Consider the following 16437-nt stretch of genomic DNA (forward strand, 5'->3'; position numbering starts at 1 on the left):
GCCATGGGCTACCGTTCCGATAACCATGGACGCGGTCAGGCTCTGCACGGCGACAGAACAACCACAGGCGCAATATGCTGCACCACTCTGCCCAACTGCACCGAGCACGGTCGCGGCATCGTTCGTGTTGGGGATAAAACCACGGCATGCCCTAAATGCGGCAAACAGGGCGTGATTGCCAACGGTGAGCCACGCGTCAACTGGATGGGGCAATCCTCAGCCGTCGATGGTTCTCTCGTCATTTGTGGCTGCCCGCACGGAACCAACCGCGTGATTGCCCCATCGGGAGAGTGGCTAGGATCCGGTCCCTCTCCTGAACAGATCGCACAGGAAAAGCATCAGGCCATGCTCGCAGCACGCCGAAAAGAGGAAGAGGCCGAAGCGCTGCGACAAGCAGAAGAACGCGATCGCAACCGGGTCTTTGCGAAATCCTGCCTGCGCGGTGAAGGCTGTAACGATGCAGGCACCGGAAGTGAGCCACACACCAACTTCGCCGAGATGGCATTTTACCAGGCCATACCCAACGACGCCGCGCAGCACGCTCAGGCGGCAAAGCGTAAGGCGCTCCCAAAGCCGAAGCAACGCAGCGCGCTTTATCTTTGGTGGAATGGGCATCACGAGGAGATGGACTATCAGGCTGCCGTTGCAGCCGAAGAAAGGGCCTGGACCGCGCGGAACGCGATAGCCGATGCCAGCGAACTCGTACTGGTTGGCGGGCGTACTGTCATTTCCGGCACATGGGCCGTGCGCGGCGCTGCACTTGGCGAGATAGCCACGGGAGGCCTTGGTGCACCTGTCGCAGGGCTGCTGATAGGGATGTATCCCGGCAAGCTGAACGACGGCGAGCAGGATTTTATCGATCGGATGCGCGCCGAACAAATGCGGGAAGCCCCTACCCGCGTTCGCTTCACCTGGGAGAACGACACCAGCGGCAACCCGACACCGCGCGGCTGGCATACGCCGCCGGGCAAGGACAGCGTGCGCGTTCGCAGGATGGAGTGGGATAGCCAACGCCAGGCGTACACCTTTACCACCGAAGAAGACCCGGGTATCACCCTCATCTGGACACCGGACCGCACCGGAGAGAGTAAGCCGTGGGATACGGGCAACCACAACCCGGTACGGATACCGAACCCGGTTGTGGTTGATCCGCTGCCGGAGGATACGGGGATTGGTGTGACGACCAGCCCGACACCGGAAGAAAAGACGTTTGCGGATTATATTCTGATTCTACCGGTAGGCGGGGTGCCGCCGATTTATGTCTATCTCAGCGGGAAACGTCGCAGTGGATTACCTGAAGATGGACATGATTATCAGCAAGCACCAAAAACCAGCGAAATTACAGGATTAAGTGGTTTAAGAGAGGTGAAAGCGAAAACGCCCAAACAAGGTGGTAGTGGTAAAAGGGCAAGATGGGTTGATTCGAAAGGACGAAGAATATATGAATGGGATTCTCAGCATGGCGAACTCGAAGAATACAGAGCTAGTGACGGCGAGCATCTCGGCTCCATTGATTATAAAACTGGTGAAATTTTGAAACCTGCCGTAAAAGGTAGAAATATTAAATCTTATTTATGAGGCTTATTATGGGATTAAGATTAAGATTACAGTGGTATGATAAAGAAACTGAGCTAGGTGAAGGAAATGAATTTTCTTTAGATTTTGGCGATGATGCTCAGATCATGACAAAAGATCTTGGCCTACCAACAAAGGGGAACGTTAATAATGGTTTTTTTGATGTTGAACCCGAATGGATACCCATTCTCCAACCCCACTTCTTACATAAAATAACCCCCGCTATTTATGACTATCAGGTTTCTTTTGACTATAGGGATAAATGGTGAGAGGCATTGCCCGATAATCGTATCGGGCAAACTAAAAATCTCCATCAAGATGAAAAAGATCAATCAAAAAATCAGAGGAGAGCCTCTTCCCTTATCCCTACAATATATGGAGTCGGTAAAAAAACGGTATGAGACACATCGCATTAATCCTATAAAACAGGGCGGCGCTGTATATGATCTAGATAATATGAGCATAACAACACCTAAACATCATATTGATATACATCGAGGAAATTAGGATGAAAACCATCAGCCATTATACTGAAAGTGAATTTCTATCCTTAGTACAAAAAATATGCTCTGCCAATTGTGAAACAGAGGAAAATGGTAATTGTCAGGTTAGAGAGTTCGAACGGCTTGCAGAGCATCCCTCAGGTGCAGATCTTATTTTTTATCCCGAAGATGCAAAAGATGATAGCCCAGAAGGCGTTGTCCATGAAGTAAAAGAGTGGCGTCAGCGTCGTGATAAACCTTGCTTCAAGTCTGAGTGATTCTTTAGGATTAAAACAATGATCGTTTACTCTATAGATGTATACAGTAAAACAGATGAACTTTTACTTTATGAAATCATAATCTCTCAGCGAAATGTAGCTGCGCTGTATGACATTATGGGTATTTCAGATGAAGATGAAGCCGACTTCACGTATGGCATAGGTGTTTATAATATAAATGAAAAACAGGCACATCTTTTAGAAAAACTCATAGGTAAAACATTCTACTCGGACGATTTAATTTTTCAGCTTTCAGGAGGAGATCTTTAAATGAAGATTAAATATACAATGCCCTTTTTCTCATTTCGAAAACCTAAGAATTTACATCTGGACGGTACTTTATAGCTCTAAATCCTGAAACGAGAAAAAAAGCTTACGTTTAAACTATAGGGCGGACTTATACAGATGATTACAAACATGAGGCAATGATTGTTTATTTAGGGAAAAGTCATAACGAATTGGTAGATGCAGGATTTATTTCATGGAAAACATATCCAAAGGGACATTCAGGCTCTATGAACCAACACCTGGAAATGGCAAAAGAAGGCATCAATTTAAGTTTTTTGAGAGAAGCTCAAGCCCTTGTTGTGATAAACCATAAATTGAAGCCGATTTGCATATTTGTGGTATGGACGGCGAAGACCTACAGGAAGACTGCGAAGAAGCGTTTGGCGTTCAGCTTGCCACGCAAGAAGATGGCTATGTGAAAACATTCTCTCTTGCTGAGAATGAGTATCTGTTTACGGGCGAGGGTAGAGATTTTTTTGGTATCTGTCGGTTTATGCGCTGGATACGTGGCATACCCGAACCTGTTATATGCGATTTAACCGTTGGCGAACTTCACGCTGTGCTGGTTAAGGCTGTGAAAGAGCAGGTAAAGCACGAGTGATTTCTGAAGATTACGGGCATGGGATAACATGCCCGTATCGTTTTATTGCTTCAAGGATTACATGAGGTGGGAAACACAGTTACTCCGACATCGCCTTCCCTGTTCCACGTTTAACAGCCGGTATATCACCTGTATCATTCAGCGCTCCCGGAAACGTCTTCAACCACTGCGCGACTTTCTGCTTATTTATATTCACCACACTCATACCTTCCAGGCATCCCCATAATTCTCTTGTATGCTGTGGCGTAATCACAATGCAGTCTTTCATGGCACGGATTTTTACGGGCATACCGTTGATAAAGCCAGCGCGGGTTAACCAGTCCCCGCCGAGGAGAAGGTATTTCATGTCTATGCGTGCATACAGTTCGCAGCAGGCGGCACTGTCCTGAGGCGTTTCCGCGCGGGGATGAATGGGTGCCGCATTGGGCTGGTTGCCATGAAGGCGGCGGGCGCTGTTTTTGCGTACCAGCTCGCGGTTTTCAATCATGCCGGTGAAAGCGTCTGATTCTGTTTTGCAAACAGTAAACTCTGGCTTAAAATTCGTCGCAGCCATTTTCAACTCCATCTTAGTTGTTTGTGGTTAGCGGTATGAGGGTGTTGCAGCACCTTCATATCGCGAATTCTTCGTTAAATATTCCTTGATACTTCCTTCGCCGTTCGGCGTAATTTCTGGTGCTTATTATACAGGACTGAATATAAATACAGCGGTTTGGCATGAGGTAATTTTTGAATTTGCGAGGGAGATTCAGGAAATAACGGTAGGTATTTTTTAATTCGAGAAACAACAACGCTTCGGCCTGAAAATCACTTCAACTCACCTCCTCCAGATATCTGTTCGTTCGCAAACCTGGCGCTAATGCCGCATCGGTTGCCTCCACACCTTTCTCACATATCTCTCAAAAATTCATCAAACCTATAGATTAACGATTTACATCACCCTGATTTTGTTATGTGATCCTGTTACAGGCTTTAGTAACGCCCTGCCCAGCCAACCGTAACAGGACTTCATCGATGGAATTTTATCAGGCCGATCCGACGCTTGAGAACTACTGGCGTGGTGTGATCCTCTTTGGAAGGAACGTCGCATCTTACAAGTTCGCGCTGGCGTCAGCGTTGTATGAAGTGGATAAGACGGGCAGCGATTTGATTACGCTCGACCAGCTTGCCGTGCCGTTCAGCCGCTATCTTTGCGAGCACCTGAAACATGCGCCAAAACAGATCACCTCCCGCAGCAGTCAATTTCTGGATACCTGTCTGAAGTTCAACAGAGGCGAAATCACCCATGCTCAGCTCATTGAAGCGACGGTGCGCCTTGGCTTTAACAACGTGATCGATGCCTTTCACTACGTGAACCAGGGCGAAATCGATAAACGTTTTTTCCTTGATGAGCGCAAACCCCACAACGGGATCCGCCTGACGGATAACTTCTATTTACTGGGCGAACGCCTGCAGTATAAAAACCTCGCCTTTGAAACCAATGCACGCTGGAACCTGGTGGAACAGGCCTGGTCGATGGGGGTTTCACGTAACCTTGTGGGCGTGGAGTTCGACGAAGATAATCAGCTGTTGTTCACGAGGGTGAACGCGCGTCGCGTAGACATCACCAGCTGCCGCGACAGCCTGAACGGTTACCAGAAAGGACGATGTTTTTACTGCTTTAAACCCATCAGTCTGGTAACGGGAGACGCAGAACTGGCGGACGTTGATCACTTTATTCCCTGGGCTGCTCGCCATGAAGTGAGCAATATTAACGGCGTATGGAACATAGTGCTGGCCTGTCGGTGCTGTAACCGTGGCGTCGAAGGCAAGTCAGCCCGCATTCCCGACCTTAGGCTCCTGCAGCGGTTACACACCCGCAATGAGTATTTTATTCAGAGCAAACTGCCGTTACATGAGACAATTGTTCTACAGACAGGGCAACGTCCTGAAGCACGTAAAAGCTTTCTCCAGCGTAACTGGCAGGCCGCACTGGACAAACTTATCCATACCTGGAAACCCAACGCGGAAGGCGAGGCAACGTTTTAATGACACTTCACTACTATCAGAAGCACGCGCAGGATTTCTTCGATGGCACAGTCAATGTCGATATGACCTCGCTCTACGAGGCCTTCACCCAACATCTGCCTCACGGTGCCCAGGTTCTGGATGCGGGCTGCGGTTCAGGGCGGGACGCAAAGGCATTTCATGAGATGGGTTATCAGGTGAATGCTTTTGATGCTTCTTCCGCGATGGTGGAACTGGCAAGGCAACATACCGGGTTACCCGTGCAGTTGATGACGTTTTCAGAGATTGAGGGTAAAGCGCAGTACGATGGGATCTGGTGCTGTGCCTCTTTGTTGCATGTCCCCTCTTCTGGGTTGCCTGCAGTGATGCAGAGGCTTGCGGATGCGCTTAAACCTGGCGGCGTCTGGTATGTGTCCTTTAAGTATGGCAACGGTGAACGCGTGCAGGGTGAAAGACGGTTTACGGATCTGGATGAAGAGGGGTTGCAGGAGTTGCTGAAGGCGATTCCGGGGATGGAGATAGCTTCGCTGTGGGCGACTCAGGATAACCGCCCGGACAGGGATGAGACATGGCTGAATGGGATATTACGAAAAACCGCCGCTTGATCATCAGGCGGTGCTAATCGACAGGGAGTAGGTTAACTCAGTAATTCATCACTTTAGTCAGCTCAACACACGGTTAGTTAGTCTGTGATCGCATGACCTGCGAACCACTGAGCTTGAAAAGCTCTTAGCCGAGATATCAGAAACGGTCAGAAATGGTTTATAAGGTTTTCCGGAATCTGAGCTAAATCCGGGAGAATGAATAAAATAACAACATCAAATAAAACGGCATAGTGAGTATTCACTAAAGCAGAGCTGTGGCAGGATAACCGTTTAAAAATCAGCGATATTTTTACAGCGAGGAAGTGATGATGTCGGGGCTACATTCATGGCTGTTAGATAAATCAACCAGTGACACCTATATGTTCATCAAGCGCTTGTCAGCCAACGACACCGGCGCGACGGGCGGACATCAGGTTGGTATTTACATACCCTCTGGAATTGTTGGACATCTTTTCCCTTCAATTAATCATACAAGGGATCCTAACCCGTCCGTAAGGCTGAATGCGCATACCTCCTCGCACAGCTGCCCGGACAGCGAGGCTAGGGCCATTTATTACAATGGTCGTTTTTTTGGTAAGACCCGAAATGAAAAGCGTATCACTCGATGGGGGGGAGGAAAGAATCCTCTGCAAGACCCGGAGAATACGGGAGCGCTGGCATTATTGGCGTTTGATCACCATCAGGGATCTGATAGCCAATTTGTTGATATTTGGGTGTGTCATGACGCAGAAGAAGAAGATATCGTTGAGTCATCGCTCGGAGAAATTGTTCCTGGATCGTTGGTCTATGGCCCCGCAAATGAGATTCTGGGCGGCTTGGCCTTAAAAGAACCAGTTTCCAATGGGTATCGTCTCCCTGAGGAGTGGAGAACAAATTTCCCTTCAGGTAAGGAAATTATCCAGTATGCAGCAGCTCACTATTCACCAAATGTCGTAGGTCCGGATAAGCAACTGATTGAACGTCGTCGTGTTGAGTATGAAATTTTCCTACTGGTGGAGGAAATGCATGTGCTAGGCATAGTTCAGTCTGGGTTTGGTTCCGTTAATGAATTTATTGCACTGGCGAATTCCGTGAGCAACAGACGAAAATCACGAGCCGGTAAATCACTTGAGCTGCATCTTGAACAACTTTTTAATGAGCATGGGCTGAAAACTTTTGAGACTCAGGCCGTTACAGAAGGAAATAAGAAGCCAGATTTTTTATTCCCCTCTGCGCAAGCTTATCACGATGAGACGTTCCCTGAGCAGAAGCTTCGCATGTTGGCAGTAAAAACGACATGTAAAGATCGCTGGCGGCAAATATTAAATGAAGCGGATAGAATTCAGGACATTTACCTCTTTACCCTTCAGGAAGGTGTTTCCGTTGCTCAATTTCAGGAGATGCAGCAGGAAAGAGTCAGGTTGGTTGTACCAATTAGTCTTCATGATAAGTACCCGAAAGCTATCCGGGAATATCTTATTTCTTTAGATACATTTATCAATGAAACTAAATCATTGTATGTCGATTAAATAATTTTATACTGTTATCCCCCGGATAAATTCCGGGGGATCTGTTTATATTATTTATTTGTCGCCTTGTTTGCTGCGGCTTTAATAATATAAGGTTGAAGCAGTTTCGCCACGGCTTCAAAAACGGGAACGACCACTGAATTCCCAAACTGGCGATAGGCCTGGGTATCGGAAACGGGGATCCGGAATGGCTTGCCTCCGGGTTGCTCAAAACCCATCAATCTGGCGCATTCATGAGGCGTCAGTCTTCTTGGTCTTTGTTCCTGATTCACTGGATTTGAGAAATCGATTTCGCCGAGTTCTTTATCCCATCCTCTGTCGATGAGAATTTCAGATCCATCTTTATGGTAACGAGCGGATAATGTTCTCGCAACGCTATTTTCATTATTCGGATCAACCAGACCAAAACCGAACCCATTACCTTTGGCAGCATGCTTTTTAGCATAGTTATAGAGATACTCCCATAACTTAGGGCTCAGGATATATTTACTGTCAACCGCAGGGTCCAGAAGCTGAGCAAATGTTGGTCTTTTCTCAGGGTAGAATTTATGAATATCCTTTAAAGTGAATCCCTGATGGATATTGAGGTCACGGCGGAATCCGACCAGAACAATACGCTCACGATGTTGTGGCAGGAAATTTTTACCATCAATAATTTTAGGATCATCTTTCCCTGTAATATTGGCATCAGCGACTTCATAGCCTAATTCATCAAGGGTATCCATAATAACTTTAAACGTTTTTCCTTTGTCATGGCTCTTAAGGTTTTTCACGTTTTCCAGCACAAAAATGGCTGGTTGCTTAGCCTTGATTATGCGGGCAACATCGAAAAACAGAGTACCCTGCGCTTCACATTCGAATCCATGTGCACGTCCGAGAGAGTTTTTCTTACTTACACCCGCCAGACTGAATGGCTGGCAGGGAAAACCGGCCAGCAGGACGTCATGATCCGGGATGTGTTGATCGATATGGGCGTAGGCTTTCTCTTCTGAGATGCCTTCTTCTCCGCTTAGCGTGACTTCGCGGATATCCAGATTGAATGTGTGTGCGTCTTCATCGTTGTACCAGTTTGCTTTGTAGGTACGTACCGCTTCTTTATTCCATTCGCTGGTAAAAACGCATTGCCCGCCGATGGCCTCGAATCCTTTACGTATACCACCAATACCAGCAAACAGGTCAATAAAGCGGAAATCATAGTCAGGATGATGAGCGGGTTGTTCCGGCAGCATTTTCCGTAACAGCGCTTCTTCTGCCATGGTGAGCGATTTTGGTTCACACTTGCCATTTATCCAGCGGTTAAGAGTTTCGCGACTCCACTCGTTTTTACCTATTTTTCTTAGCAGTTCTGCGACATACTTCTGGTCGTAAATTTCAAGTACCCGATCAATCAGCTTCCTGTCGCGCTCTTGTTGTTGTTTTTCTTCAGCTTCTGCTTTTTCGAGCAGTTCCTGAGCAAATAAATCGAATTCAGACATAACGCCTCCTAGGGGTTTATGGGTGAAAATATATCACTCATTTGACCCAGATGAAACGATTTATTCTGGATATTTGATCAGTATATGGATTTAACAGAGAGTAGTAATTATGAGATTTAGCTAATGATGTTTCCAAGTGGTATACATGCAGCATGCGTAGTGAATATCACGGTATAGCGCATAATAAATAATAAACAAATCAATTAGTTAAGATTTAAAACCCGGTAGCTCCATCCAACTTTCCCTAAAGAAATACCGGTAAGAGGCTTATAAAATCGCTGTCCTAAACCTGACGCTTCTCAAGGCTATTATAAATAGAGTCAATCTCGCCCTTCAGCTCATCATCGCTGTAAACCATCGATGGATCGTATCGTTCATTTCGTCATTTACATGGCGCACTAAACCAGTTGAGCGACCCCACGCACAGCAAACCATATCACCAATAACAATTTTGTATAAACACGATCGACTAGTTTTGTAGCAATACCAAGGGCATTCGGTTTCTCGAACGCAGCCATTGCTTGTACCATAATGCTGATGTTTCTACCTACCGCCTTATGGTTTGGATGACGGTCTGGATGGCTGCAAGGAGTTATAAACGGTGATTATAAGTTATTAACATCCCCTGTTGTATTGTGAGTTTTTTATCGAAAAGGAACTGCCATAAAGCTGTCTTATATTTAGTTTATAATATTCATATGTATGAACCATTCTAGAAATTTTTAACTTATTTATTTTTATCCATAAATATTTCCCATCTTTCTTCTAATGCATCTTGTGACAATTTGTGGGAAATACTAAGAACACTACCTTCATAAATCGAATACTCACTTTTTTTAAGTTTTCCATTAATGTGAACAGTGAAGTTCTTAGGCTCAATAGCTATTAAATCAAGATCAAAAAGTGTATGTATATCAGCCCTAAGTAAAATACCGTTACTTATATGGTTATGTGATTTATTTCTATATGGATAGATATGAGCGGCTTCAAGAATATCTAAAACCGCACATTTAGTTATAGCGCAATGATTATTTTTTTTGAGAAGTTTTTCCCTAAACGAACGTTGTCCTCGTCTTTGTTTAATCGAACGATTAACTACCTCTCTCAAATCCTCCTTATTGAATAGGGCTTCAGGTTCACTAGCCTCCATGCTTTCTAAATTATCGATATAACGCCCATTTCCTTCCCATAGATCTTTTGCCCATTCAAATTTTACTTCCTGGATAGATAGTTGTTTGTTATGGTTTATTATTTTACCCTCCAGCTCAAGATAATTCATTTTTAGTATTTTGAAGTTATTAGAATAGAATGCCGTAGATTTTATTACAGGTATGGTTTTTTTTAATGGTTTTTCGAATTCATGGCCATTACTACATCTCCATTCGGGTTTTTTGCTAGTTCTGGTTCTTATTTTCTCTGCCTTACAGTTATTTATAGGGCATTGATTTATTTCTTTTTGAGAATCTTCTTTGATAAGAGAGGTTATTACCGCCACACCAATAACATGCTTTCTGTTATATATTACAACAATATCCCCAGATTCAACTTGCTTATGATTAGCAACCAAATTATCATAAGAATACGACTCAAATGGATTATCATCATAACCATCATTACCACGATAAACTAGTTCTTTTTTACTGATTGTTTTAAAGGCCCAAGCCCTTTTATTTTTCATACCTATATCCTAGTTGAATATTTCACAATCTCGACCCATTATAACAAATTAATTTATACAATAAAAATAATTCACCATCCCACACATAAATATCATTACATTATTTTTACGATTTAGCGCAGAAATTGATACGTTTTTCTCACTCTCAAAATAGATAGTATAAAACTAGGCCAACTGGAGAAAATATTTTTATTCACAAACGAATACTTTGCAGAATATTGACCTGCCCTTGTTCTGCCCTGCCCTGAACAAGCTTGTTTAGACTATTATCATGAGTTAAAGCTCACCATTTCTGTTACTGGCTTTGCTCACAGTGCCGCAAGCCTTAGCCACTCAAAAATCCACCTAGCTCGCCCTAGCTAGGAAACAACACGACGACGTGAGAACGTTATGGAACACGCCCGGATCACCGTCAGTCCATGAGCATCAAGTGTTCGGCAACCTTCCGTACGCTTGAATCCGTTGACGGGATTATCCCTTCACCGATTACTGAGCCGGTTATCCCTGTACCCGCACCGGCGGTCCCCCTTAAACGTGCCGGTGCGTGAGCAAGGCCAGACATCAGGAGAAACATACGTGACCACACTGACGCTACAGAAAGCCTTTGAGGCCTGTTAGGCAAACAAATCCACCTGGCTTCAACGCCGGGATGAACTGACGCAGTCCGAAAAGGCATACCGCGAACAGCTTGCCGGCAGCGGGCATAGCGGCCGGAGCCTGCAAACGCTGCGCGAGATTATCGACGTGAAAAATTCACACCTGCACAGAACCTGAATTACACCCGCCGCCGTGCAGAACTGGCTGCGCAGTAGTCCTTACAAAAATCTCCGAAAATCCCGCCATTATTTTGAGTAAAAAAGCCATGCATGCATAAGGTGCATGGTTTTGCATGCGTTTTACCGACACTGAATCCCCCGCCAGCGCCAGCACTGGCACGCTATGAGACCATTCATGCACCTGCATTAAAAGCGCCCCTTAAGCGGGCAGGCGTGGCGGGGAGAGCATTGCGCGCTGGAAGTGAAATGCTTCTTTATTCTTTGGCACGCTGCGTTGCTCTCTTTAGTAAGCAACATCAGATAATTGAATGATACTAGTTAATGTGGATGGCAACTCTCACGCGACCTCCAGAACTTAACTTAAATTTACCTATAATGGATGAGCAGAGTATTTATGTGATCCTTTTCACAAAGCGGCTTGCAGCATCTTCACTTGCAGAGAGAGTCCGATTGCAAAGATCCCTACTTCTTTGAAGATTTTTTGCTAGTATGTTCATTACTAAATGTCGGTCAATATGGAAGGGAGTCGTAACAAGTGATTCTTATACAAAAAATAGAAATTAACGGCTTCAAAAGCCCAACATCAAAATTAAGTGTATTGCTTTCTGGTAGTAATATCTCTGTTATTTATGGAGATAATGGTAGTGGAAAAACTACTTTTTTAAAAATATTGCATTCTATTTTAGAAAAAGATGAGTCCATTTTAATCCAGAATAAAGTTTCAAGTGTCGTTTTATACTATAGTTATCCAGATGGTAATTACGACAGAACCACAATAAAAAGAAAGTACGAATCCAGCAAACGAAGTGATTCACTTAAAAAAAACGAGAGTTCTGAATACAATTGGACAGACTTTTTGAATTCTCCTCTTGCTGAATTATCTTCCTTGTCGCTAGGCGTCGAACGCGGTGTAATAAATCAAGCATCACGTATTGAACCAAGGCAGATTTATGATTATTTTGTTAGGCATAGAGAAATTTTAATTAAAGAAGTTGACTTATTCTCTATAGCTCATGAGATGTCTACGTTTTTAAGAGTCACTCACAACAAATATAAGTCAAGGTCAGACCAAAATCAATTTGAGATGGTAAAGAAAAACCTTCACCTCCAATCTGTTAAAATTGAAAACATTGAAAGCCTTTTGCTTGAAAAATATAAAATGGCAAGAATTACAGCCACAAAAAGAATCCAAAGTGCTTTATTTGATACCTTATCTATAGCAATTACCTTAAACGAAACATCTGTAGACAGAAACCATAGAACAAGTCTTCCAAACGACTTCGAACGTAGATTAATAGAAAATAAAGAAAGGATTATCGAAGCGCTTGATGATGGTGAAGAAAATAAGTTCAAAAACAAAGTAATACAAATACTTTCTGATGATAATATAGAAGAGGAGGTTTCTCGCTATAGGCACCATGAAATCCTCGGGCAATTATTTATGAATATGATGAACGAACTTGAGTTAGAAAAACAGATGTTAAGTTCAATAAACCTTCTAATTGACACGTTCAATCGTTTTTTAATACAAGGAAAAGAATTAATAATCAAAAACGAACACATCTATGTGAAAGTAGGTAGGATCACACATAGCATCAGCGAATTATCAAGTGGTGAACGACATATTCTCACCTTTCTATGCTTAGTTTTATTTGAAGGTGGCAAAAGAAACATCCTGATCATTGATGAGCCTGAAATCTCCCTAAACATAAAATGGCAACGAGAACTACTTTCACTTTTTTCAGAACTAATCCCACAAACACAAATAATAGTGGCATCACACAGTCCTTCGCTAGCAAATCGCAATCCTCAATTCCTTTGCGAGCTTAATTTGTCCGTAGGTTGAAAATGAAATACGAAATTAGTGAAATTTTAAACACAGCTCTTATGACTAGAACGATAAGTATCATCGTAGAAGGTGTGGATGATATACAAGTATATGACAGCATAGCTAAAAGCGTTGATAAAACTGCTGAAATCTTTCCTATTGAAACGATTGAAGGATATTTCCCAGGATGTAATCACGTTATTAAGGCAATGGATGATTTACTTGAACTCCCAGCATCCAATGTTAGCTATGATAACTATATTTTAGGCATCATTGATAAAGATATAAAGGATTATAGAGGTGAATTACCCATTAACCCGCTAATTTTAACTTTAAAATATTACTCAATGGAGTCTCATTTTGTACATAAAGAGGTTCTACCCAGCCTATTCGAATTAATAACTAAAACACCACATTCGCTGATCACAGGGGAGTTTATAGATCACTTGTATGATCTTATTGCCTTAAATAATGAAGACTTCTTTTTAATCTGCCTTGAATCTTTGAAAAATTCTTTAGATCCTGATTATGAAAGTGATTTCGCCTATAGCTATTCTGAAGGCAGAATTTTTTCGGAAGAAGATGTTAGCAAAGTAAGGTTAAAAAGAGATGAGCTATTGACGTTCGCGGATAGTTTATCCATATCCAGAAACATTAATGACCTCAAAAAAATATCTAAAGGAAAATGGTTACTCCATTTCTTCTGTGTAAAAACTTTGAGTGCATCTCAACAGTTCAAAGATTTGTGTGGCACACCACCAATACGACAATGTGTTATGTGTAGCGGAAATGGCCATTCACCGAACCATTGCCTTTATAAATTAAAAGACTCGATAACGTCAAAAAACTTAAAGCCATTATTAATGCGTAATATTTGGCTTAATGACTTCGACTACATAAGAAACAAAATCAGCTCGATGATTTAAAAAAAACAGCAAGAGAGAATTCTCTTGCTGTTTTTTAGAGATCGATTTTTTTAACACCTTTAAAATTAAATTCAACAACATTATTTCCCGTGTTTTTTTCCATAATCGTATGGTGTTATATACTCTAGTTTATTTTCATCAAAGTAATCTGCCCACCACTGAACCATATAACGTCTTTCATCTAAGTGTTCTGAAGTATGAATATAAGCCGCACGCACATTATTACACTCTGGGTGGCTCAACTGACGTTCTATTGCATCCTCGCTCCATAACCCTGATTCCCCCAGCGCACCACGAGCCATCGTGCTAAAACCATGCCCGCAAACCTCGGTTTTTGTGTCATAACCCATCGCACGCAATGCGCTATTTACCGTGTTTTCGCTCATAACCTTAGTTGCGTCGTGATCCCCCGGAAACAGCAGTTCTTTATCACCACTAATCTGCTTAAGCTGCTCTAACAAAACCATCGCCTGCCGACTCAGAGGAACGATATGCTCTTCTTTCATCTTCATGCCACGGTACGAATAACGCACACCCTTAATTTCTTCTCGTTTTGCCGGTACGCGCCGAAGAGATTTGTCGAAATCTAATTCATCCCACCGAGCGAAACGTAACTCACTGGAACGCACAAAAGTTAGTAAGGAAAGCTCGACCGCGATCCGTGTCATTACGCGGCCACGATATGCAGCAAGACGTGCAAGAAACTCAGGGAAGCGGTTAGATGGTAAAGCTGGATAGTGTCGTGCTTTGGTTGTAGATAACGCACCGGCCATGTCACTGACTGGATTAGAGTCGATGTAATCGTTCTGTACGGCATAACGCATAATGGCCGTAACACGCTGTTGCAGACGCTGAGCGACGTCGTGTTTACCAGTGGCATCAACTTTTTTAATCGGGGTTAACAGGTGGCTGGTTTTGAGCTGGCGAATGTCGGACGAACCGATGTGGGGGAAGATATAAAGCTCAAGATAGCGAAGAACGCGCGATCGATGGTCTTCACTCCAGCGCTTGTTGCTGGCATGCCATTCACGAGCAATTGTTTCGAAAGTGTATGCCCCCGAACTCTCAGCCTGAGCTTCTCTCTGTTCGGCTTTTGGGTCAATGCCCTGTACTAAGAGCTTTTTAGCCTCGTCACGCTTTGCTCTTGCCTGAGCAAGCGTCACAGTAGGCCAAACACCAAAGGCAAGGCGATCCTCTTTTTTGTCAGAGGGACGTCGGTATTTCATGCGCCAGTATTTAGAGCACTTGGCCAAAACCTCAAGATACAAACCGCCGCCTTCGGCCATTTGTAGGTTTTATCTTTTGGCTTTGCGGTATCGACCTGCCTGGCGATGAGCTTCATTTGAGGCACACTTCTAATCGAAGTTAAGCTGCCCCCAATGACATGCGGATTTCAACGGACAACCTCGGACGACTCAGGACGTAAAAAACGCTGCAAGCATTGATTTTTAAGGGATAATTGGACTTTCTCGGATGGTCTTGGAAGAACTAATGGTGCCGAAGGCCGGACTCGAACCGGCACGTATTTCTACGGTTGATTTTGAATCAACTGCGTCTACCGATTTCGCCACTTCGGCACTGAAGGGGATGCGGAAACGTTGTGGATTATACCTGTCGCGCGCCGCCATGCAAGCGACGACGCGCTAAACCCGCGCTAAGTGCCCAAAAAACCAGCGCCCTTCGTCACTCCAGTTCAGACACCGCCAGCCGAATCACCCCCGCCGCCTTCTGCTCCGGCAGCGCCAGCACCTTCGCCCACATCTCCTGTACCATATCGCAGGAGAGCTTCTCTTTGCCCGCCGCCTTCTCCGGCATCTGCAGCAGCTGGATGTCCTCGCCGTACTTATCGGCAAGTGCCTTCATAATCGGCCGCACGTCCTCGACAGCCGCCTCGCGTTCAGCCTGGGTCACGGTGTGGCGGTTTTTGCCGTAGGCCGCGCGCATCATGTCGGCGTCGGCCTGCATGCGCCGCGCCATCAGGTCTTTATCCAGCATGCGCATCGGGTTGATGCCGCCCTTCACCATCGGGTAGAGGAAGCGGAAGCAGGCGTCATCGCTCACCTTCTGGATGGCGGCGGTCTGCTCCATATTGATGGTCATGTAGTTCACCACGTTGGCGTCCGGGGCGTTCTGCAGGCGCGACATCTGCAGATGCAGGATCTGCGGCTGGATGGTGTCGATAATCTGCTGCTCCGGCTCGCCCGCTTTTTGCAGGGCGGCCATCTGGTCGAGGATGCGCTGATGCAGCGCGGGCTCCTGCTCCTTAATCACCTGCCAGGCTGGCATCGCGTTGAGGGCGGAATCCATCTGCCGTTCCGGAACGCGCTGCCTGTCGAAGAACACCCAGAACGCCACGGCGGCGGCCACCACAACAACCATCACGGTACGGGTCCACGTTTTATTCATCTCGCAT

Annotated in this window: 16 protein-coding genes, 1 tRNA gene and 3 pseudogenes; 13 read left to right on the top strand and 7 right to left on the bottom strand. The window is 44.7% G+C overall.

Features of this window, described 5'->3' with window-relative positions; translation table 11 throughout:
* The first annotated feature begins 3 nt into the window (after positions 1-3).
* The 6 genes from NQ230_RS20435 to NQ230_RS20455 all read left to right on the top strand — a co-directional run bounded on the left by NQ230_RS20435 (position 4) and on the right by NQ230_RS20455 (position 3042).
* A complete protein-coding gene (locus NQ230_RS20435; RefSeq protein ID WP_257258879.1) occupies positions 4-1578 on the top strand; it encodes an S-type pyocin domain-containing protein in 1575 nt (524 codons plus the stop codon).
* 8 nt (positions 1579-1586) lie between these two features.
* Positions 1587-1844 (top strand): colicin E3-like toxin immunity protein, encoded by a 258-nt coding sequence (locus NQ230_RS20440; protein ID WP_028016520.1) that lies wholly within the window; start codon positions 1587-1589, stop codon positions 1842-1844.
* A 106-nt stretch (positions 1845-1950) separates the two neighbouring features.
* A complete protein-coding gene (locus NQ230_RS23020) occupies positions 1951-2082 on the top strand; it encodes an HNH endonuclease signature motif containing protein (protein WP_328756039.1) in 132 nt (43 codons plus the stop codon).
* Between the two features lies 1 nt (position 2083).
* Positions 2084-2335: a bacteriocin immunity protein gene (locus NQ230_RS20445; protein WP_257258882.1), complete on the top strand. Its 252-nt coding sequence runs from the start codon at positions 2084-2086 to the stop codon at positions 2333-2335.
* Between the two features lie 18 nt (positions 2336-2353).
* Positions 2354-2605, top strand: a complete 252-nt coding sequence (locus tag NQ230_RS20450; protein ID WP_045350134.1) for a DUF7683 domain-containing protein — start codon at positions 2354-2356, stop codon at positions 2603-2605.
* A 155-nt stretch (positions 2606-2760) separates the two neighbouring features.
* Positions 2761-3042 carry a DUF6392 family protein gene (locus NQ230_RS20455; protein ID WP_257258883.1) on the top strand — a complete coding sequence of 94 codons (282 nt, stop codon included), beginning with the start codon at positions 2761-2763 and terminating at the stop codon, positions 3040-3042.
* Positions 3043-3303: 261 nt separating this feature from the next.
* Here the strand turns inward: NQ230_RS20455 and NQ230_RS20460 are convergent, their stop codons facing one another.
* Positions 3304-3777 carry a SymE family type I addiction module toxin gene (locus NQ230_RS20460; RefSeq protein WP_134708493.1) on the bottom strand — a complete coding sequence of 158 codons (474 nt, stop codon included), beginning with the start codon at positions 3775-3777 and terminating at the stop codon, positions 3304-3306.
* 458 nt (positions 3778-4235) lie between these two features.
* Between NQ230_RS20460 and NQ230_RS20465 the strand changes: the two genes are divergently transcribed.
* The 3 genes from NQ230_RS20465 to NQ230_RS20475 all read left to right on the top strand — a co-directional run bounded on the left by NQ230_RS20465 (position 4236) and on the right by NQ230_RS20475 (position 7341).
* Positions 4236-5249 (top strand): HNH endonuclease family protein, encoded by a 1014-nt coding sequence (locus NQ230_RS20465; protein WP_257258885.1) that lies wholly within the window; start codon positions 4236-4238, stop codon positions 5247-5249.
* Positions 5249-5833, top strand: a complete 585-nt coding sequence (locus NQ230_RS20470; RefSeq protein ID WP_257258887.1) for a class I SAM-dependent methyltransferase — start codon at positions 5249-5251, stop codon at positions 5831-5833. Before NQ230_RS20465 ends, NQ230_RS20470 begins: the two co-directional genes overlap by 1 nt.
* Positions 5834-6141: 308 nt before the next feature.
* Entirely contained in the window at positions 6142-7341 is a 1200-nt protein-coding gene (locus tag NQ230_RS20475) for a type II restriction endonuclease (protein WP_047343934.1), read from the top strand.
* 50 nt (positions 7342-7391) lie between these two features.
* Here NQ230_RS20475 and NQ230_RS20480 read toward each other — a convergent pair whose 3' ends face one another.
* The 3 genes and pseudogenes from NQ230_RS20480 to NQ230_RS20490 all read right to left on the bottom strand — a co-directional run bounded on the left by NQ230_RS20480 (position 7392) and on the right by NQ230_RS20490 (position 10494).
* The gene (locus tag NQ230_RS20480; protein WP_257258890.1) at positions 7392-8816 is read right to left on the bottom strand and encodes a DNA cytosine methyltransferase; all 1425 of its coding nucleotides are present in this window, start codon (positions 8814-8816) and stop codon (positions 7392-7394) included.
* Positions 8817-9099: 283 nt separating this feature from the next.
* Positions 9100-9331, bottom strand: a pseudogene (locus tag NQ230_RS20485) (phospholipase D-like domain-containing protein); the annotation flags it as partial.
* A gap of 212 nt (positions 9332-9543) precedes the next feature.
* Positions 9544-10494, bottom strand: coding sequence for an HNH endonuclease (locus tag NQ230_RS20490; protein WP_257258892.1), 951 nt, complete (start codon positions 10492-10494; stop codon positions 9544-9546).
* 419 nt (positions 10495-10913) lie between these two features.
* Between NQ230_RS20490 and NQ230_RS20495 the strand changes: the two genes are divergently transcribed.
* The 4 genes and pseudogenes from NQ230_RS20495 (at position 10914) to NQ230_RS20515 (ending at position 14024) form a co-directional block, all read left to right on the top strand.
* Positions 10914-11042, top strand: coding sequence for a hypothetical protein (locus NQ230_RS20495; RefSeq protein WP_257258893.1), 129 nt, complete (start codon positions 10914-10916; stop codon positions 11040-11042).
* 183 nt (positions 11043-11225) lie between these two features.
* Positions 11226-11306: pseudogene (locus NQ230_RS20505) on the top strand (phage polarity suppression protein); the annotation flags it as partial.
* Between the two features lie 499 nt (positions 11307-11805).
* Positions 11806-13116: an AAA family ATPase gene (locus tag NQ230_RS20510; protein WP_072059355.1), complete on the top strand. Its 1311-nt coding sequence runs from the start codon at positions 11806-11808 to the stop codon at positions 13114-13116.
* Positions 13117-13118: 2 nt separating this feature from the next.
* On the top strand, positions 13119-14024 hold the full coding sequence (locus tag NQ230_RS20515) for a DUF4435 domain-containing protein (protein WP_257258895.1): 906 nt from the start codon (positions 13119-13121) through the stop codon (positions 14022-14024).
* Between the two features lie 80 nt (positions 14025-14104).
* On the opposite strand, the pseudogene NQ230_RS20520 reads toward NQ230_RS20515, so the two are convergent.
* The 3 genes and pseudogenes from NQ230_RS20520 to NQ230_RS20530 all read right to left on the bottom strand — a co-directional run bounded on the left by NQ230_RS20520 (position 14105) and on the right by NQ230_RS20530 (position 16430).
* A pseudogene (locus NQ230_RS20520) lies at positions 14105-15366 on the bottom strand (tyrosine-type recombinase/integrase).
* 150 nt (positions 15367-15516) lie between these two features.
* A tRNA-Leu gene (locus tag NQ230_RS20525) sits at positions 15517-15601 on the bottom strand.
* Positions 15602-15707: 106 nt separating this feature from the next.
* Positions 15708-16430 carry a topoisomerase II gene (locus NQ230_RS20530; protein ID WP_257258897.1) on the bottom strand — a complete coding sequence of 241 codons (723 nt, stop codon included), beginning with the start codon at positions 16428-16430 and terminating at the stop codon, positions 15708-15710.
* Positions 16431-16437: the final 7 nt, after the last annotated feature.

Origin of the sequence: Enterobacter asburiae (assembly GCF_024599655.1) — a bacterium.
GTDB lineage: Bacteria > Pseudomonadota > Gammaproteobacteria > Enterobacterales > Enterobacteriaceae > Enterobacter > Enterobacter asburiae_D.